We start from the raw sequence: 18,672 nt of genomic DNA, 5'->3' as shown, positions 1-18,672 counted from the left end.
CCGCTAAGTCTCCACCTTCGGCACCGCCGACGCGGGTACGGGGGCCGCGCCGTCGCTCGGCACCAGGCTCGCCAGTCGCCGGCCGGCCAGCGCGGCCTGCACCGCCAGCCGCACCCGCACGGCCACGTCCTCGGGCGCCCCGTCGCCGTCGACCACCACGTACCGGTCCGGCTCGGCGGACGCCATCTCGGTCAGCACCCGCTGGACGTGCCAGTGGTGCTGGGGCTGGCGGCTGCGCCCCTCCGGGAGCGTGCTCGGGTCGCGGTCCAGCAGCACGGTCACGTCCGGGCGCAGCCGTGCGGTGGCCCAGTCGGCCAGGCCCTCCAGTTCCGCCGGGTCCAGGTCCGCCGCTGCGGACAGGTGCGCCAGCGGGCTGTCCACGAACCGCTCCATCACCACCAGCGCGCCCCGCTCCAGCGCCGGGCGGATCTGGCGTTCGACGATGTCGGCGCGCACCGCCGCCGCCACCAGCGCGTGCGCTCGCGCGCCGTCGAGCTGCGCGCCGGACAGCACCGCCTGGAGGCGCTCGTCGTCCAGCGCCGGGTCGCTGGCGAGCAGCACCTCCTTGGTGCCGGGGCGGCGCAGCCAGTCCGCGAGCAGGCTCGCCTGGACGGCGGTGTCCTGGACGGTGTCGCCCTCCACCGCGATCAGCAGGCCGGTCGAACGGCGCGGCTTGCGGCGGATCGCGGCCAGCAGGTCGGCGATGATCGGCTCGCTGCGGCGGTCGTCCATCTGCCGGTAGGCGAGCACGCCGACCACGGCGGCCAGCAGGCCGGCGGCGAGCAGCACCGGGCGGGTGCCGTCGATCGTCATCTCCCGGCCCCAGACGATCACGGTCCTCGGTTGCACCAAGCCGACCAGCACCGGGGTCAGACCCATCGCGCCGGCCAGGATGATCTTCATCAACGCCTGGTAGATCGCGTTGATCCGGCCGCGGATGGCGTCCTCGATCTGCGAGCCGATGATGGTCACGCCGGTCAGGAACGCCGCACCGGCGCACGCGCCGACGACCATCACCGTGGCCAGCGAGACCGCGAGGTGCGGGGACAGCGCCACCAGGCACATCACCAGGCCGGCGAGCACGATCGCGATGCCGAACAGACGGTTGTGCGGCAGCCTGCGGGCCAGCTTCGGCGAGCCGGCCATGCCGGTGGCCAGGCCGATGAACATCGCCACGAACAGCAGCCCGAACGTGGACTCGCCGCCACGAAGGCTGTCCGCGTACAGCTTCGCCGAGCCGACCAGCGCGCCGGCCGCGGCGAACGCGCCGACCAGGCCGGTGAGCAGACCGCGTACCAGCGGTGTGGTGCGCACGAATCTGCCGGCGTCGCGGACCATCGCGGTGAAGCCTGACTTCTCGCCCTCGTTCCTCCGTTCCCGGCGGGCCGGCGAACCGGGGTCGCGGAGGGACAGCTCCGGGATCCGGGTCGCCACCAGGATCGCGCTGGTCAGGTAGAGCAGGCCGTTGATGACCAGGATGATCTTGGCGATGCCGAGACCGGCCGGGTCGGGCTGGATGTCCAGGTTGGTGGTGATGCCGGTGATCGCCGCGTACAGCCCGGCGCCGGTGATCACCGAGATGCCGTAGGTCATCACCATGCCGAGCTGGCTGGCGGTCTCCACCTGGTCGGGCCGGCGCAGCAGGTTCGGCACCGCCGAGTCCTTCGACGGAATCCACATCAGCGCGCAGCAGCCGATGAGGAAGTTGCCGATGAACAGCCACCACGTGGTGCCGACGATCGCGATCGACAGGAACAGCCCGCACCGCAACACGTCGCAGATCACCATGATCTTGCGGCGGTCGAACCGGTCCGCGAGCAGGCCGCCGAGCGGCGCGAACAGCAGGCCGGGCAGCAGCTGGGTGAGCACCACGCCGGCGAACGCGAAGCTCTGCGCCTGGTATCCCTCGGTGAGCTTGGTGACCAGACCGGTCAGCGCGAGCAGTGACAGCCAGTCACCAACGCTGCACAGGTAGGTGACACCCCAGAGTCTGCGGAAGGCCCGGATGGCGAGCACGCTCCGCGCTCGGTGCGTGATCGACGCGTTGGACTGGGTCGGCGCCGCCGCGCCGGCCTCCGGATCCGGACCAGTTCCCCCGCTGATAGCCGCCACCCCATCTCCACGCAGCTCGGCACCAGGGTAACCGGGACTCGAGCACGTCAGGATGGTCGGACCGTAGTAGGTGACCCATGGCACCGTCGCCCGGGGTGTACCAAGGCTAGGCGAACAGCGACCCGATCGTGTCGAGGAAGCTCGCGATGAGCACGATGACGAGCACCGCGATCACCAGGAGTAACACAATGGTCGCCGTGACGCCCGGGGCCGAGGACTTGCGGCGGATCGCCCCCGCCGGCTTCGGCGGCCGTTCCCGGCGGAGCCGGACCGGCAGCCGCCGCGGCTGCTCGACGTTGCCCGATGTGGCCATCCGGGCCGTGCCGCCGCCCGGCTCCGGCACGGTGGCCGTCGACGTGGCCGGCCGGGCCTGGGCCGGGATTCCGGCCGGCGGGGTCGGATCCGGCTCCGAGGCCGATGGCTCCTCGGGAGCGTTCTCCGGCGAGGACGCCTGAGCCGGGATCTCCGCGGTCCGCTCGGCCGGGGAATCGGAACCGGAAACGGCGGGGTGCACGAGGTCGAAGTTCAGCTCGGAGTCCTCGTCGAGCATGCCCGCCATCGCCTCGCGGACCGCCGAGATGTCCGGCATCGGGGGCTCGACCACCCGCACCTTGAGCGGCTCCGGTGCGTAATGTGACCCCGTGACCAGGCCGGCCGAGGGGTCGGACAGGACCGGCGGCGGACCGGGGTCCTGTGTGCCGTCGTTGGTCATGGTTCGGCGTCTCCCTGTGCTACCTGTCGGTGACCGTCCGCATACCAGGGTAAGGGTGCCCTGTCCTCCGGGCGAGATAAACCTGCCGAACCGCGAGGCTGACGCGAACGTCGGCCAACAGCGGGTCGAGCGCCGAGCCGCGCCGGTCCTGCCGGACCACCGGCGGGAACCCGCGACGGCGGAACCACGCCTCCACGGCCCGCCGCTCGAACTCGCCCCGGTCCCCGGTCACGCGGCGAGGCTAGCGCCCCCGGGAACGCCATGAAGGTGATCTTCATGGCACTTCACGCCTTCTTGGCCGGAGCCTTCTTCGCCGGAGCCTTCTTCGCCGGCGCCTTCTTGGCGGGAGTCTTCTTCGCCGCCGTCCGGCGCTTCGGTGCCGGGCCCTTCGCGCGCTTCTCGGCCAGCAGCTCGGCCGCGCGCTCGTCGGTCAGCGTCTCGACGTCGTCGCTCTTGCGCAGCGACGCGTTGTACTCGCCGTCGGTGACGTACGGGCCGAACCGGCCGTCCTTGACCACCATCGGCTTGCCAGAGGCCGGGTCGTTGCCCAGCTCCTTGAGCGGCGGCGCCGCGGCGGCCGCCTGCCGGCCCCGGCGCTTGGGCTCCGCGTACAGCTTGAGCGCCTCGTCGAGGGTGACGGTGAAGATGTCCTCCTCCTTGGCCAGCGACCGGGAGTCGGTGCCGCGCTTGAGGTACGGGCCGTACCGGCCGTTCTGCGCGGTGATCTCCTCGCCGCTGTTCGGGTCGTTGCCGACCACCCGGGGCAGCGACAGCAGCTTGAGCGCGTCGTCCAGCGTCATGCTGCCGATGTCCATCGACTTGAACAGCGAGCCGGTACGCGGCTTCGGCCGCTTCGTCTTCGGGACGCTCTCGTCCTCGGGCAGGACCTCGGTGACGTACGGGCCGAACCGGCCCTCCTTGGCCACGACCTCGTGCCCGGTGACCGGGTCGGTGCCCAGCGACCGGCCCTCGACCGGGGTGGCGAACAGCTTCTCCGCGATCTCTACGCTCAGCTCGTCCGGCGGCAGGTCCTCCGGCAGGTTCGCCCGCTGCGGCTCGCCGTTCTCCCCGTCGCGCTCCAGGTACGGGCCGTACCGGCCGACCCGGACCACGACCGTGCGCCCGTCCTCGCCGGTGAACAGCGGGATCGAGTTGATCTCCCGCGCGTCGATGGTGTCCACGCCGGAGCCGACGAGCTTCTTCAGCCCGCCGGACCGGCCGACCGAGCCCTCGGCACCGACGTCGCCGCCGAAGTAGAACCCGGTCAACCACTGGGTGCGCTGCTGCTCGCCGGCCGCGATCCGGTCCAGCTCGTCCTCCATCGCGGCGGTGAAGTCGTAGTCGACCAGCCGGCCGAAGTGCCGCTCCAGCAGCCCGACCACGGAGAACGCGACCCAGGACGGCACCAGCGCGGAACCCTTCTTCCACACGTAGCCGCGGTCCTGGATGGTGTTGATGATCGACGCGTACGTCGACGGGCGGCCGATGCCCAGCTCCTCCAGGGTCTTGACCAGGCTGGGCTCGGTGTAGCGCGGCGGCGGGCTGGTCGAGTGGCCGTCGGGGTTCAGCTCGCTGGCCGTGACGGCCTGGTCCTTGGTGAGGTTCGGCAGCCGGCGCTCGGCGTCGTCGGCCTCGCCGCCCTCCTCGTTGTCCACCGTCTCCACGTAGGCCCGCAGGAAACCGGGGAAGGTGATCGTCCGGCCGGACGCGGCGAACGTGCACTCCTCCCCCGACGCGGCCGTGCCGGTGATCCGCACGGACATCGTGGTGCCGCGCGCGTCGGCCATCTGCGAGGCGACCGTGCGCTGCCAGATCAGCTCGTAGAGGCGGAACTCGTCGGACTCCAGCTCACCGGCGACCTGGCCGGGGGTGCGGAACACCTCGCCGGCCGGGCGGATCGCCTCGTGCGCCTCCTGGGCGTTCTTGACCTTGCGGTTGTACTGGCGCGGCTGCGGGGACACGTAGGCGTCGCCGTACAGCTCGCGGGCCTGCGACCTGGCCGCCGCGATCGCCGTCTCGGACAGCGTCGTGGAGTCGGTACGCATGTAGGTGATGTAGCCGTTCTCGTACAGCCGCTGCGCGATCCGCATCGCCCGGTCGGCGGAGAACCGCAGCTTGCGGCCCGCCTCCTGCTGGAGGGTCGAGGTCATGAACGGCGCGTACGGCCGCCGCGTGTACGGCTTCTCCTCGACGCTGGAGACGGCCAGCGAGGCACCGGTGAGCGACTCCGCGAGCCGGCGGGCCTCGGTCTCGTCCAGCCGCAGCACCTGGCCGGGGGCCTTGAGCTGGCCATCCGGGCCGAAGTCGCGGCCGGTGGCCAGGCGGGTGCCGTCGACGGTCAGCAGCCGGGCACCGAACTCGCGCGGCTCGGCGTCCGCCCCCGCGTCCAGCTTCGCCGAGATGTCCCAGTAGGAGGCGGAGACGAACTTCATCCGCTCCCGCTCGCGGTCGACCACGATCCGGGTGGCGACCGACTGCACCCGGCCGGCCGACAGCCCCCGGGTGATCTTCTTCCACAGCACCGGGCTGACCTCGTAGCCGTACAGCCGGTCGAGGATGCGCCTGGTCTCCTGGGCGTCGACGAGGTCCTGGTCGAGGGCGCGGGTGTTGTCGGCGGCGGCCCGGATGGCGGACTCGGTGATCTCGTGGAACACCATCCGGCGCACCGGGATCTTCGGCTTGAGCGCCTCGAGCAGGTGCCAGGCGATGGCCTCGCCCTCGCGGTCGCCGTCCGTCGCGAGGTAGAGCTCGTCGACGGTCTTGAGGGCTTCCTTCAGCTCGGTGACCGTGGACTTCTTGTCCGGGGTGACGATGTAGATGGGCTCGAAGCCGTTGTCGACGTTCACGCCGAGGTTGGACCAGGACTCGCCCTTGTACTTCGCCGGCACCTCGGCGGCCTTGCGCGGCAGGTCCCGGATGTGTCCACGGGAGGACTCGACGACGAAGTTCCGGCCGAGGTAGGACGCGAGCTTGCGCGCCTTCGTCGGCGACTCGACGATCACGAGCCGGCGCGGCTCGGCCCCGTTGGTCGCGCCGCTTCTCTTCGTCTTGGTAGACCCTGCCACTCGATCCCGCTCTCTCGTCCCGCTCTACTCACGTCGAGCTCACTCTCAGCTCGACAGTGTGCACGTTGCCGTTCGTGTTACCTACCCCCAGGTGCCTCGCAGCACACTTCGCGTAGGCGTTCGGTGGGCGCTCGGTGAGCGCCCGTTCCCCTTTACCTGAGTAGCACATCCTCAGGCCGGCTGGCGCACGCGGGATACCGCCGGCCAGTTCGACTCGGCCGCGGACAGCGGCGGCGGACCGACCAGCTCGGCGAGCCGCGCGAGCCGCCGCCGGCCCGATATGCGCAGGCCGGGACCGGTTTCGCGACCAGCGTAGAGGATCGACGGCAGACCGGCGCCGGCCAGCGCCTCGGCGATCCGGTCGTGCGTGTCCGGCACGAGCGGGTCGAGGCCGAGCAGGTAGCCGCCGTCGGTCCAGCCGCCCGCGGCCAGCGCCCAGAGCCGCAGGGCCGCGCCGCCGAGAGCGAGTCCGTCCGGAGGAACCTTCTGCGCGTCCCCGTTGCTCCACGTGGCCGCCAGCCGGATCAGGTCGGCGCGGAACGCGGTGCGCACCAGCAGCCCGCCGTCGCACGTGTAGAGCGTCGCCTCCACCCCGCGCTCGCCGAGCGCGCGGACCAGCGCGCGGCCGCGCCAGGCGTCGGCGACGGTGACCGAGAGCCGCGCGGTGACCCCGCCGAAGCTCACCAGCTGCCCCGGCCCGCACAGCAGCCCGGCGAGGTCCGCCCTGGCCGGCGGGTTCGCCTCGGCGGAGTAGAACGACAACTGCGCCACCCGGCCAAGGATAGAACACTCGTTCGATCTCGCGGAAGTGCTGTGCGTGACCGGGTAACGACAAAGCGGCCCCAGCACGGTGACGTGCCGGGGCCGCCCTTCGACGCGAGGTCAGGAAGCGCCGTTGGTGACCGGGGTGTTCGTGCCCTGGTCGGCCGGGTTGTCCGCGATCGCGGTGCCCCGCCGCTTGGACAGGAAGATCGCCGCAGCGACCAGCAGCGCCGCGACGACGGCGATCGCCACCCGGGCGCCGGTGCTGGCGCTGTCGCCGACGGTCAGCGTCACGATCGCGGGCGCGATCAGCAGCGAGACCAGGTTCATCACCTTGATCAGCGGGTTGATCGCCGGGCCGGCGGTGTCCTTGAACGGGTCACCCACGGTGTCGCCGATGATCGTGGCCTCGTGCGCGTCGGAGCCCTTGCCGCCGTGGTTGCCGTCCTCGACCAGCTTCTTCGCGTTGTCCCACGCGCCGCCGGAGTTGGCCAGGAAGACCGCCATCAGCGTGCCGGTGGCGATGGCGCCGGCCAGGTAGCCGGCCAGCGGGCCGACACCGAGACCGAAGCCGACCGCGATCGGCGCGAGCACCGCCATCAGGCCCGGGGTGGCGAGCTCGCGCAGCGAGTCCCGGGTGCAGATGTCCACGACGCGGCCGTACTGCGGGCGGACCGTGCCGTCCATGATGCCGGGGTTGTCGTGGAACTGCCGGCGCACCTCGAACACCACCGCGCCCGCGGCGCGGGACACCGCGTTGACCGCGAGCCCGGAGAACATGAACACGACCGAGGCGCCGATCGCGATGCCCACCAGCACCTTCGGGCTGAACACGATGAAGTCCATCAGGTTCAGCGTCGACGCCGCCTCGCTCAGCGCATCGGTGATCGCGTTGAGGTAGGAGCCGAACAGCGCGGTCGCCGCGAGCACGGCGGTCGCGATCGCGATGCCCTTGGTGATGGCCTTCGTGGTGTTGCCGACGGCGTCGAGGTCGGTCAGGATCGCCGCGCCCTCGCCCTCGACGTCACCGGACATCTCGGCGATGCCCTGCGCGTTGTCCGAGACCGGGCCGAAGGTGTCCATGGCGACGATGACGCCGACCGTGGTGAGCAGACCGCAGCCGGCCAGGGCGACCGCGAACAGCGCCACGAACAGCGAACCGGACAGCAGGAACGCGCCGTAGACCGAGGCGCCGATGACCAGTGCGGTGTAGACCGCGGACTCGAAGCCGACCGAGATGCCGGAGAGGATCACGGTCGCCGCGCCGGTCAGCGAGGACTTGCCGACGTCCTTGACCGGCTTGTACTCGGTGCCGGTGAAGTACCCGGTGAGCAGGAGGATGACGACGGCCAGCACGATGCCGATGAGCACCGCGACGGCCGCGATGATCGCCGGGCTGCCGGAGATGTCGGGCTCGGCCGCGCCGGACAGGTCGGCGAACGAGCCGGGCAGGAAGATGAACGCCGCGGCCGTGCAGAGCACCGCGGAGATCAGCGCGGAGATGTAGAAGGAGCGGTTGATCGCCGCCAGGCCGCTCTCGCCGGTCTTGGCGCGGGTGATGTAGACGCCGATGACGGCGGTGATCACGCCGAGTGCCGGCACGATCAGCGGGAAGATCAGGCCCTGCGCGCCGAACGCGGTGGAACCGAGGATCAGCGCGGCGACCAGGGTCACCGCGTAGGACTCGAACAGGTCCGCGGCCATGCCGGCGCAGTCACCCACGTTGTCGCCGACGTTGTCGGCGATGGTGGCGGCGTTGCGCGGGTCGTCCTCGGGGATGTTCTGCTCGACCTTGCCGACCAGGTCCGCGCCGACGTCGGCGGCCTTGGTGAAGATGCCGCCGCCGACGCGCATGAACATGGCGATCAGCGCGGCGCCGAAGCCGAAGCCCTCGAGCACCTTGGGCGCGCCGCCCGCGTAGACGAGCACGACGATCGCGGCGCCGAACAGGCCGAGGCCGACGGTGGCCATGCCGACCACGCCGCCGGTGCGGAACGCGACGCGCATCGCGATCTCGCGGCCGCCCTGCTCGCGGGAGGCCGCGGCGACGCGCAGGTTGGCCTGGGTGGCCAGCCACATGCCGAGCCACCCGATGCCGAACGAGAACACCGCGCCGAACACGAAGAAGATCGAGCGCCCGATCCGCTCGCCCCAGCCCTCGGCGGGCAGGAAGAACAGGACGACGAACACGATCGCGCCGAAGATCAACAGGGTGTTGCGCTGACGCTTGAGGTACGCGCCCGCGCCCTCCTGCACGGCCTTGGCGATGTCCTGCATCTTCGAGGTGCCCTGACCCGCGGCCAGGACCTCTTTGAGCAGCACGTAGCCAACGGCCAGGGCAGCGAGAGCGATCACGGCCACCACGACGACTATGCCGCGATCACCGCCGGTCAGCGACGGGCCTTCCGCTAGGTACTGCCAGGACATCGGTCCTCCAGGTACTAATGCCTGAGGTGGGCGCGTGTGCGGGGCGGCCTGGACCGACCGCGACAAAGCCCCTGGTTGCAAGGGGTGCGCCACCAGTTGTTGATGGGACGACGGCGGAGTCTATTGGTTCGCCGGACGGGACCGTCGACGTGGCCCGCCAACTGCGCTTTCCTCGACTTTTCGCGGGTTTCCCGTGATCGATTAAGAGTATCGATCAAGAATTGCTGCTTTTCGTGGTCGGCCCGGTGTCGCCGGGCTGTCGGGGCGGTGTGCGAAGCTCGTGCGCGTGAGTGAGCAGCGTGGCGCCCGGCTGCTCGAGCGCGTGCTGGCCGGGGTGCCGTCCGGCGAGAACCCGCTGCGGCACGCCCGTGAGCTGCCAGAACGCGCGGCGACGCCGGTGCCGTGGCCGTCCTGGGTACCCGAGGAGCTGCGTTCGAGGTTCGCGTCGTGCGGGATCGACGCGCCGTGGGCGCACCAGGTGGCGGCCGCCGAGCACGCGTGGGCCGGGCGGCACGTGGTGATCTCCACCGGCACGGCGTCCGGGAAGTCGCTGGCCTACCAGCTGCCGGTGCTGACGACACTGGCGGAGCGGCCGAAGGCGACCGCGCTGTACCTGTCGCCGACCAAGGCGCTCGGCGCCGACCAGCTGCGCGCGCTGTCCGCGTTCTGCGCCGCGGACGTGCGGCCGGCGGCCTACGACGGGGACACCCCGATGCCGGAGCGGGACTGGGTGCGGGCGCACTCGCGGTGGGTGTTCAGCAACCCGGACATGCTGCACCGCGGGATCCTGCCGGCGCACGCGAAGTGGGCGCAGTTCTTCCGGCGGCTCGCGTACGTGGTGGTCGACGAGTGCCACGGGTACCGGGGGGTGTTCGGTTCGCACGTCGCGCTGCTGCTGCGCCGGTTGCGGCGGGTGGCGCGGCGGTACGGGTCGGATCCGGTGTTCGTGCTGGCGTCGGCGACGGTGTCGGACCCGGCGGAGTCGGCGTCGCTGCTGACCGGGGTGCCGTGCGAGGCGGTGACCGAGGACGCGTCGCCTCGGGGGGCGCGGACGGTTGCGTTGTGGGAGCCGCCGCTGTTGCCGGAGCTGGCCGGGGAGAACGGCGCGCCGGTGCGGCGGTCGGCCGGCGCGGAGACGGCGCGGATCCTGACGGATCTGGTGGTCGAGGGCGCGCGGACGCTGGCGTTCGTCCGGTCACGGCGGGGCGCGGAGCTGACCGCGTTGTCGGCACGGCAGGCGTTGTCCCATGTGGACGCATCGCTGCCGGAGCGGGTGGCGGCGTACCGGGCGGGGTTCCTGCCGGAGGAGCGGCGGGCGTTGGAGCAGGCCCTGGCATCCGGTTCGCTGTTGGGCGTGGCCAGTACGAACGCGCTGGAGCTCGGGGTGGACATCGCCGGGCTGGACGCGGTAGTGGTGGCCGGGTATCCGGGGACGCTGGCGTCGTTCTGGCAGCAGGCCGGGCGCGCGGGGCGGGCCGGGGACAGCGCGCTGGTGGTGTTCGTGGCGCGGGACGACCCGCTGGACACGTACCTGGTGCACAACCCGTCGGCGGTGCTGGACAAGCCGATCGAGGCGACGGTGATCGACCCGGCGAACCCGTACGTGCTGGCGCCGCAGCTGGCGTGCGCGGCGGCGGAGCTGCCGGTGACCGAGGCGTGCCTGCCGTCGTTCGGGCCGGTGGCCGCGGTGCGCCGGGTGCTGTCCGACCTGGTGGCCGACGGTGCGTTGCGGCGGCGGCCGACGGGGTGGTTCTGGACGTCCCGCGAGCGCCCGCACGCGTCGGTGGACATCCGGGGTTCGGGTGGCGAGCAGGTCGCCGTGGTGGAGGGCGACTCGGGCCGGATGCTGGGGACGGTGGACTTCGGGTCGGCGTTCACGTCGGTGCACGAGGGGGCGGTGTACCTGCACCAGGGGACGTCGTACGTGGTGGACGAGCTGGACCTGTCGTCGGGGTTGGCGTTGGTGCACCGGGAGGATCCGGAGTGGACGACGCAGCCGCGCGAGGTGGTGGACATCGCGGTGCTGTCGACGGAGACGTCCCGTTCGTTCGACGCGGTGTCGGTGTGCCTCGGCGAGGTGGCGGTGACCTCGCACGTGGTGGGTTACCTGCGCCGGCTGCCGACGGGTGAGGTGCTGGACCAGGTGCCGCTGGACCTGCCGTCGCAGACGCTGCGCACGCGGGCGGTCTGGTACACGGTGCCGCCGTCGGTGTTGTCGGCGGCCGGTGTGCCGAAGGCGGACGTACCAGGAGCGTTGCACGCGGCCGAACACGCGGCGATCGGGCTCCTGCCGTTGTTCGCGACCTGCGACCGGTGGGACATCGGCGGCGTGTCCACGGCGATGCACCCCGACACGGGCGAGGCAACGGTGTTCGTGCACGACGGACATCCGGGCGGGGCGGGGTTCGCGGACCGCGCGCACGCCGCACTCGTCCCGTGGCTGACGGCGACCCGGGACGCGATCGCGGCGTGCGAGTGCCCGGCCGGGTGCCCCTCGTGCGTCCAGTCCCCCAAGTGCGGCAACGGCAACGAGCCCCTGGACAAGGCTGGCGCGGTCGCGATCCTCACCGCCGTCCTCGACGCGGTCACCGCAGAACGCCCAGCCGCCTGACCCCACCGCGACACGCGGTCGGCCGAACGCCCAGCCACCAGACATCGCCGGGACACGCGATCGACCGAACGCTTGGTCGCCAGACTCCAACGCGACACGCGGCCGACCGAACGCTTGGTCGCCAGACTCCACCGCGACACGCGGCCGACCGAACGCTTGGTCGCCAGACTCCAACGCGACACGCGATCGACCGAACGCTCCGCTGCCCGGCACCGCGCCCGGTACGCGGTCGGCCGAACCTCCGCGGCCTGTTGCCGCCCGGTGCGGCAATGCCCTGAACGACCATTTGGGACGTTGGGCGTCCCGTACGGGTCGTTCGGGGCATTCGTGGGAGATGCGGCAGCGCGCCGGGGGCCGGAGCGGGTTCCGGTGGCCCCGGCGCGCTGCGCTACGCCAGGCACGCGAGGAGCGGTCTGCTACCGCTCGGGTCGGTGCGTGGTCAGCGGTCGGGCATCGGCGGGGCGTCCGGCGCGCGCGGGGCTTGCGGGGAGGCTGAGACCTCCGCGTGCGTCGGGCGTCCCTGGGGCCAGGTTCTCGCCGATGGCCCGGTGCTGGTCACGCCGCGGGAGGCCGTCTCCTCCAGCGAGTGCCCGGCATGCTGCCCGTTCCCGGTTCGGCCGCCTGGTTGCGGGAGCGGCGGCGAACGTCGGAACGGGTCGTTCGCGGTGTGGCGGCATTTCTGCGGAACGCCCACCGCGGGTTCGCCGGAAGGGAGCTTCCGGCGAAGCGTGTGTCTCGGGTACTGCTGAGCGCATCCCACTCATCCCAGGTCGTGTCCGTCCGGGTCAGTCGGCGGTGACGAGGTCGGCGACCGGGCGGGCGACGGTCTCGCGGGCCAGCGCGTCGAGGAGCGCGTCCTGAACCGTGCTGGAGGCGGGGATCTGCCAGCCGCACACCTCGGGGTTGACCCGCCAGTGCACGACGCCGTGCCGCACCGGGGTCGGCGGCAGCGGGACGTAGTCGCCGTCGGCGTGCAGGACGACGTCGGGGTGGTCGGCGAGGGTGCGCGCCAGCGGCCGGCCGGTGGTCACCAGGAAGGTCCAGCGGTCGTCGGGGGTGGCGATGATCGGCACCGGGAGCCCGACGGTACGGAGCTCGCGGGCGGCGCCGCGGCCGAGGTCGCCGGGGACCTCGATGGCGTCGAAGGTGACGCCGGTGGCGAGCAGGACGCTGTAGGGGCGGCCGCTCCACCAGGAGGCGACCTGCTCCGGCTCGGTGCCGACGCGCGCCTGCCAGTCGTCGTGGACGGGGTGGGGACCGGTGTGCTCGGGGAGTTCGCGGCCCGCCCAGTGCGAGCCCGCCGGATAGGTGCCTGGCAGTACCGGCCAGCCACGCCACGCGAGGCCGATGGCCTGCGCCCGCAGCTCGACGCGGAAGGCTCCGCGCCAGCTATCCGACCATTCCATGTCCAACATGTCGGGAACTTGCCTCCTTGGTACTTCGAGCGCCCGCATCATCGCGAGGTGCTCCACGTCTCATTTGACGGCAGAGCCGTCGCGGAGGAAACGTGCTGTCGACAACTGGTCGTTGTGGCACGGTGAACGCATAACGAAAAGGTGACGGGCTGAAGCCCGATCGGCCGGTCGTCGCGGTGTCGGGAGGTCGAGTAACACCGCTTACCGTTCCGGGACGACCGTTCGCCTTGGCTCGACCACCGGTTTCCCTGGTCCGGCCCTGGCCCGCGCTTCCGCCGGACCGAAGCCGGCGAGCACGCCCGGCGGGGCGGCGGTGATCTCCACCAGGGCGTTCCAGCCGTCGAGCCGGCAGGAGGCGAGCGTCACCCGCATCCGGTCGGCCACCCAGCTGGCCTTGTCGCACGCCGACCGTTCACCGTGGATCGCGCTCCCGGCGGCGGCGAGCGCGGCGAGGTCGGCGGCCGCCGCGGCGCGGTGCCGGGCGTTCGCCGCGGCCCCGATCCACACGACGACGACCGTCACCACCATGACGGCGGCGATGGCGCCGGCGGCCCAGAGTGTCGCCACTCCGCGGTCCCCCGGGTGGTCCGGCTCGGTCTCGGTCTCGGTCTCGGTGGCGGTCACGGGCTCGGCGCCGGTGCCGGTTCGGCGATGGCGTAGGCGTCGGCATGCAGGTCGATGCCGGGGAACGGGGTGGCGGTGACCGACACGTGGATCTCCTCTCCGTCGGTGGTGACGTGGATGGTGGCGCCGTCGGGGGCGATGTGGCGGGCGGCGGAGGTGGCCTTGTCGGATTCGCCGCGGGCGGTCAGGCGGGCCGCCTCGCGGGCGGCGTCGGTGCATCTCAGTTGGTCGATCGCGGCCGAGATCGCGCCGAGGGCGATGCCGAGGACGGCGATGAACGCGGTGAGCGCGATCGCCGCCTCGACGGTGACCATGCCGCTGTCGTTGTCGCGGCCGCGCCTGACGTCGGCCATCAGTGCACCGACAGCGCCCGGTCGATGATGTCGGCGAGCTTGTTCATCACGGTTTCGCTGCCGGCGACCGCGATCAGGATCCCCGCGAGGGCGGCGGCGGCCAGCGCGCCGATGACGTACTCGACGGTGGTCATGCCGTCGTCGCCGAGAAGGAACTCGCGGGTGGGACGGGGTGGGACGAACATGATTGCTCCTAAATGGACAGTTGGGCGGCCAGGCCGGCCACCACGGGGACGATTCCGAGACAGATGAACGCGGGCAGGAAGCACAGCCCGAGCGGCGCGGCGATGAGCACGCCCGCCCGTTGGGCCCTGGTCTCCGCCTCGTCGCCTGCGTCGGCGCGGACGGAGGTGGCCAGGGCGCCGACGATGTCGGCGAGTGCGGTGCCGGAGCGGGTGGTGTGACGCGCGCCGCGGGCCAGGGCGGCCGTGTGCGGGCAGTGCAGTGCGGGCAGCCAGGCGTCGGCCGGGTCGGCCCCCAGCGCGAGCAGGTCGGCGGTGGCTCGCAGGGCTCGGCGCGCGTCCCCGGGTAAGTCGTCGGCGACGGAGGTGACGGCGGTCGCGACGGGGAGGCCGGCGCGCAGGCACGCGGCGAGCAGGTCCCAGGCGGCTGCCAGTGCGAGGGGGTCGGGTGCGGGGGCGCGGGTGCGTCGGCGGGTCAGCGACCAGGTGAACGCGGCGACGGCCGCGCCGGCGATCGGGCCGAGTGGGAGGCCGGCCGAGAGGGCGGTCAGGAGACCCAGCGTCACGGCGAGCGCGGCGTGAAGGACGGCTGGGCTGGGTGACCGCGATCGTCGGGTGCCGCTGAGCGCGGCCAGGCGACCGCTTGTCGCGCGTGGCCGCGCGGACAGCGGTAGGGCGGCGGCCAGGAGCAGGAGCGCGGTACTGGTCGGGTTCATCGCGGCACCGCCGGTGGGCTCGGCTCGCGTCGGGTACCGCCTGGGTGGGCGGACGAGGTGCCACCTGCAGAGGTTGGGTGACGGCGGAGTGGGGACAGTTGGCGCACCGCCTCGGTGATCAGGGCCGAGCGGTTCACGTGATACCAGCGACGAAGTGAAGTCATTGCGGCACCGCCTGCGTGGTGAGCCGGGCGGTTCAGATGGCGCAGGCGGCGGCGAGGTGAAGTCATTGGGGCACCGCCTGCGTGGTGAGGCGGGCTGTCCAGGTGATGCCCGCGGCGAGGAAGGCGACGCCGACGACCAGGAGGGCGCCGCCGAGGGGGGTGGTGGTCAGGACGTGGAGGGGGTGGGCGCCCATGGCTTCGCCCAGGGCTATGCCGAGGGCTGGGAGGGCGGCCAGGACGGTGGCGCTGGTTCTCGGGCCGGCCATGCGGGCCAGGACCTGGCGGGTGAATCTGACTCGTTGGTCCAGGTCTCGGGCGACGGCTTCGAGGACGTCGGCCAGGGGGAGGCCGTGGCGTTGGGCCAGGGACCAGGCGCGGGCTATGCGGTGCTGGACCGGTGGCGCCGTGGACAGGGCCTGGGTGATGTCGCCGTTTAGGCGGGCCACCGCGGCTACGGCGCGCATGGGACCGGCCGCGGACGGGGGTGCGTCGGTGGCGGCGGACTCGGCGGCGTCGGCGGGGTGGGCGCCGGTGCGGAGGGCCGCTACCAGGGAGTGGACGGCTTCGGCGAGGGCCGCGGTGGCGGTGAGCGAACGGGTGCGGGTCTGGCGCGCGTGCCAGCGGCGTTGCAGGGTCACCAGGGCGACGGCCGCCGCCGCGGCGCCGGGGAGTCCGGCCACGAGCCAGCCGGCGGCCGCGGCTGCGCAGGTGAGGGTCACGGCGCTGGGGCGGGGTGGGTGCCAGCGGTGGCCGCGGGTGGGGGTGAGGGTGTGCAGGCGCCTGGCGGCGTGGGCGGGTGGCCACGTGAGGAACGCCAGGCACAGGACGGCCGCGGTCACCATGGCGGGGTCACTCCCCTCGACTCGAGCAGGTCGGCGAGTTCGGCGCTCGGGTGTGGGTCGTCGGCGTGCCAGGTGGGGACGACCCAGACGGCGTTGTCCAGGCGGTCGAGGACGCCGATCTCGGCGAGGCGGCGGGTGCCGTCGGGGTGGCGGCGTAGGTGGAGGACTACCTGGAACGCGGCGGCCAGCTGGCTGTGCAGGGCGGGGCGGGACAGGCCGCCGAGCGCCGCGAGGGCCTCCATGCGGGCGGGTAGTTCGGCCGGGGAGTTGGCGTGGACCGTGCCCGCACCGCCGTCGTGGCCGGTGTTCAGGGCGGTCAGGAGGTCGCAGACCTCGCTGCCGCGGACCTCGCCGACGATCAGGCGGTCGGGGCGCATCCGTAGGCCCTGGCGGACCAGGTCGGCGAGGGTGACTTCGCCCGCACCCTCGACGTTCGGGGGTCGGGCGATGAGGCGGACGAACTGGGGGTGGTCGGGGGCGAGTTCGCCCGCGTCCTCGATGGAGACGATGCGTTCGCTCGGGTCGACGCTGGTGAGCAGGGCCGACAGCAGGGATGTCTTGCCTGCGCCGGTGCCGCCGGTGACGACGAACGCCAGGCGGGCGGCGACGACGGCCTCGAGGACGCGTTGGGTTCGCTCGTCGAAGGTGCCGAGGTGGCGTAGGTCGTCGAGGGTGTGGCCGGCGCGGCGGAGCACCCGCAGCGACAGGCACGTGCCGTCGGCGGCGACGGGCGGGAGCACGGCGTGCAGCCGGACCCGGCCGTGGGCGCTGACCGGCAGCCAGGCGTCGACGAACGGTTGGGCGTCGTCGAGGCGGCGGCCGCAGGCGAGGGCGAGGCGTTGGGCGAGGCGGCGGACGGCGTCCTCGTCGGGGAAGGTGACGTCGGTACGGCGGAGGCCGCCGTCGCCGTCGAGCCAGACCTGGTCGGGGGCGGTGACCAGGACGTCGGTGACGAGGTCGGCGCGGAGCAGCGGGTCGAGCGGGCCGGCGCCGACGAACTCCTGGCGCATGAGGTGGAGCGCGCTGAGCACGTCGGCGTCACCGACCACGCCGCCGGCTTCCTCGCGGACGGCCTGGGCGACGACGGCGGGGGTGATGTCGGTGGCCGTGCTGGCGAGTCGGCTGCGGACGCGGTCGACGAGGGTGGTGTCGGTCATGGGTGGTGGCCTTTCTCGGGTGGTTCGGGTTCAGGCGGCCGCGCCGCCGCAGGGTTGGTGGGGGCAACACCATCGGCTGGTGCAGCAGAGGTAGGCGCGGACGCGGCAGGCCGGGGTTCGGCGGTGGCGGGTGCCGGTGAGGCGGGCGGTTCTGCGGCGTTCGGCCAGGTCGATCACGGCGGCCAGGCCCTCAGGGTGCGGACAGGGGTACGGGCGTGGGGTGTTCATGGCTGGGCTCGCTTGTCGTTGGCGAAGTGGGTGGAAACGGGATCGCGTGGTGTGCGGGAGCGACCGGCGTGGCTCGGGCGGCCGGACGCGAACGGTGGGTCGTGGCCGCTTACGGGTGCGCCTGGTCGGGTGGACCGGCGCCACGCCAGGCAGGTGCGGCGATGGGGCGCCGGGGGGGGCTGAGAGTGCTCATGAGGTGGCTCGTCGGGGTTGGGTGGAGAGGTGGGTTAGGGCGGTGCGGGCGGCTCTGGCCAGGGGGCCTTTGGGGCGGGGGGTGAAGTTGCCGTCCTCGAGGGCCTGGGGGAGGTTGGGTTCGGGGCGCATCACGGTCAGGAGGGGGTGGCCGATCGCCTTTGTCATTTGTGCTGGGGTCAGACGGCCTGGGGACGGGCCTCGGATGACCAGGTGTGGGGTCACGCCCAGGTCTGCCAGGGAGTCGGCGAGGAGGCGGGCGGACAGGCAGGCTCGCAGTTCTGCCGGGACGATCATCAGGGTCACGTCGGCTTTTGCGAGGGCTGCTCGGGAGCCGGGGTCGAGGGACCTCGGTAGGTCGCAGATGACTGTCTCGCCTGCTCTGCGGCCTGCTTCCAACACCGCGGCCACCGCCTCGGGGGCGGGGGACGTGCCTTTTCTCGCTCCGGAGAGGAGGGTCAGGCGGGTTTTTCCCCTCGTCCTCGTGGGGAGGGCGTCGTGCAGGGACGTGGCTGGTACGCGGCCTGTTCTCAGTTGGAGGTCGGGCCAGCGGAGGCCTTCCTCCTGCTCGGCGCCCAGGACCACGTCCAGGCCGCCGCCGAGGGGGTCGCAGTCGATGAGGAGGGCGTTGTTGGCCGTGCGCAGCGCGGTCAGGCCCAGCGCCGCGGCGAAGACGGATGCTCCGGCGCCACCTCTGGCGCCGATGACGGCCATGGCTCTGCCGGTGGTCGACGCGGGTGCTTCGGTGGCGTCGGCCAGGGCGGTCACCAGGTGGGTCTCGGCGGTGGGGAGTTCCAGGACCTGTTCGGCGCCCACCGCCACCGCTTGGCGCCATGGGGGGTCGGTACCGGGTTCGGCTGTCACCAGGTAGACGGCGACGCGGCGCGGTAGGCCGGCTTGGGCGCAGTGTTCGGCGGCCCTCGTGTCCAGCACCACGACGGGGGCGGTGTGCCAGCGCGACCGGGCGGCCGCCACGTCCGGCGGGCACTCCAGCTCACAGCCGGCGGCGGCGGCCACTTTCAGTACGTCGTCCAGCAGGTGTTCGTCCTCGACGTAGGCCAGTGGGCGGGTCTGCTCCACCTGACGTCCCCGTTCGTGTCGGTGGGCCAG

Annotated in this window: 14 protein-coding genes; 1 reads left to right on the top strand and 13 read right to left on the bottom strand. The window is 72.5% G+C overall.

What is annotated here, in order from left to right; all coding sequences use genetic code 11:
• Positions 1–3: 3 nt before the first annotated feature.
• The 5 genes from JT362_RS05190 to JT362_RS05170 form a co-directional block, all read right to left on the bottom strand.
• The gene (locus JT362_RS05190) at positions 4–2,112 is read right to left on the bottom strand and encodes a bifunctional MFS transporter/dTMP kinase (protein WP_375546445.1); all 2,109 of its coding nucleotides are present in this window, start codon (positions 2,110–2,112) and stop codon (positions 4–6) included.
• Between the two features lie 106 nt (positions 2,113–2,218).
• Positions 2,219–2,824 carry a flagellar biosynthesis protein FlhF gene (locus JT362_RS05185; protein WP_260189855.1) on the bottom strand — a complete coding sequence of 202 codons (606 nt, stop codon included), beginning with the start codon at positions 2,822–2,824 and terminating at the stop codon, positions 2,219–2,221.
• Positions 2,825–3,108: 284 nt separating this feature from the next.
• On the bottom strand, positions 3,109–5,889 hold the full coding sequence (gene topA / locus JT362_RS05180) for a type I DNA topoisomerase (RefSeq protein ID WP_260189854.1): 2,781 nt from the start codon (positions 5,887–5,889) through the stop codon (positions 3,109–3,111).
• Positions 5,890–6,060: 171 nt separating this feature from the next.
• On the bottom strand, positions 6,061–6,660 hold the full coding sequence (locus tag JT362_RS05175; RefSeq protein WP_260189853.1) for a hypothetical protein: 600 nt from the start codon (positions 6,658–6,660) through the stop codon (positions 6,061–6,063).
• A gap of 111 nt (positions 6,661–6,771) precedes the next feature.
• Positions 6,772–9,078 carry a sodium-translocating pyrophosphatase gene (locus JT362_RS05170; protein WP_260189852.1) on the bottom strand — a complete coding sequence of 769 codons (2,307 nt, stop codon included), beginning with the start codon at positions 9,076–9,078 and terminating at the stop codon, positions 6,772–6,774.
• A gap of 280 nt (positions 9,079–9,358) precedes the next feature.
• Here JT362_RS05170 and JT362_RS05165 point away from each other — a divergent pair, with 280 nt between their 5' ends.
• On the top strand, positions 9,359–11,689 hold the full coding sequence (locus JT362_RS05165; protein ID WP_375546444.1) for a DNA 3'-5' helicase SftH: 2,331 nt from the start codon (positions 9,359–9,361) through the stop codon (positions 11,687–11,689).
• Between the two features lie 785 nt (positions 11,690–12,474).
• On the opposite strand, the gene JT362_RS05160 is transcribed toward JT362_RS05165, so the two are convergent.
• The 8 genes from JT362_RS05160 to ssd form a co-directional block, all read right to left on the bottom strand.
• On the bottom strand, positions 12,475–13,104 hold the full coding sequence (locus tag JT362_RS05160) for a bifunctional DNA primase/polymerase (protein WP_260189850.1): 630 nt from the start codon (positions 13,102–13,104) through the stop codon (positions 12,475–12,477).
• 201 nt (positions 13,105–13,305) lie between these two features.
• On the bottom strand, positions 13,306–13,728 hold the full coding sequence (locus JT362_RS05155; protein WP_260189849.1) for an Rv3654c family TadE-like protein: 423 nt from the start codon (positions 13,726–13,728) through the stop codon (positions 13,306–13,308).
• Positions 13,725–14,081: a TadE family protein gene (locus tag JT362_RS05150; protein ID WP_260189848.1), complete on the bottom strand. Its 357-nt coding sequence runs from the start codon at positions 14,079–14,081 to the stop codon at positions 13,725–13,727. The genes JT362_RS05155 and JT362_RS05150 overlap by 4 nt, the downstream gene beginning before the upstream one ends.
• Complete coding sequence (locus tag JT362_RS05145; protein WP_260189847.1) at positions 14,081–14,266, bottom strand: DUF4244 domain-containing protein; 186 nt, start codon at positions 14,264–14,266, stop codon at positions 14,081–14,083. Before JT362_RS05145 ends, JT362_RS05150 begins: the two co-directional genes overlap by 1 nt.
• 8 nt (positions 14,267–14,274) lie before the next feature.
• The gene (locus JT362_RS05140; protein WP_260189846.1) at positions 14,275–14,979 is read right to left on the bottom strand and encodes a type II secretion system F family protein; all 705 of its coding nucleotides are present in this window, start codon (positions 14,977–14,979) and stop codon (positions 14,275–14,277) included.
• Between the two features lie 226 nt (positions 14,980–15,205).
• A complete protein-coding gene (locus JT362_RS05135; protein WP_260189845.1) occupies positions 15,206–15,985 on the bottom strand; it encodes a type II secretion system F family protein in 780 nt (259 codons plus the stop codon).
• Positions 15,979–17,142, bottom strand: coding sequence for a TadA family conjugal transfer-associated ATPase (locus JT362_RS05130; RefSeq protein WP_260189844.1), 1,164 nt, complete (start codon positions 17,140–17,142; stop codon positions 15,979–15,981). Before JT362_RS05130 ends, JT362_RS05135 begins: the two co-directional genes overlap by 7 nt.
• A 417-nt stretch (positions 17,143–17,559) precedes the next feature.
• Positions 17,560–18,642, bottom strand: a complete 1,083-nt coding sequence (gene ssd / locus JT362_RS05125; protein WP_260189843.1) for a septum site-determining protein Ssd — start codon at positions 18,640–18,642, stop codon at positions 17,560–17,562.
• Positions 18,643–18,672: the final 30 nt, after the last annotated feature.

The organism is Actinophytocola gossypii (genome assembly GCF_025165815.1).
Taxonomy (GTDB): domain Bacteria; phylum Actinomycetota; class Actinomycetes; order Mycobacteriales; family Pseudonocardiaceae; genus Actinophytocola; species Actinophytocola gossypii.
Note: the sequence above shows the minus strand (reverse complement) of the source record. Positions and strands in the feature narration are given on the sequence as shown.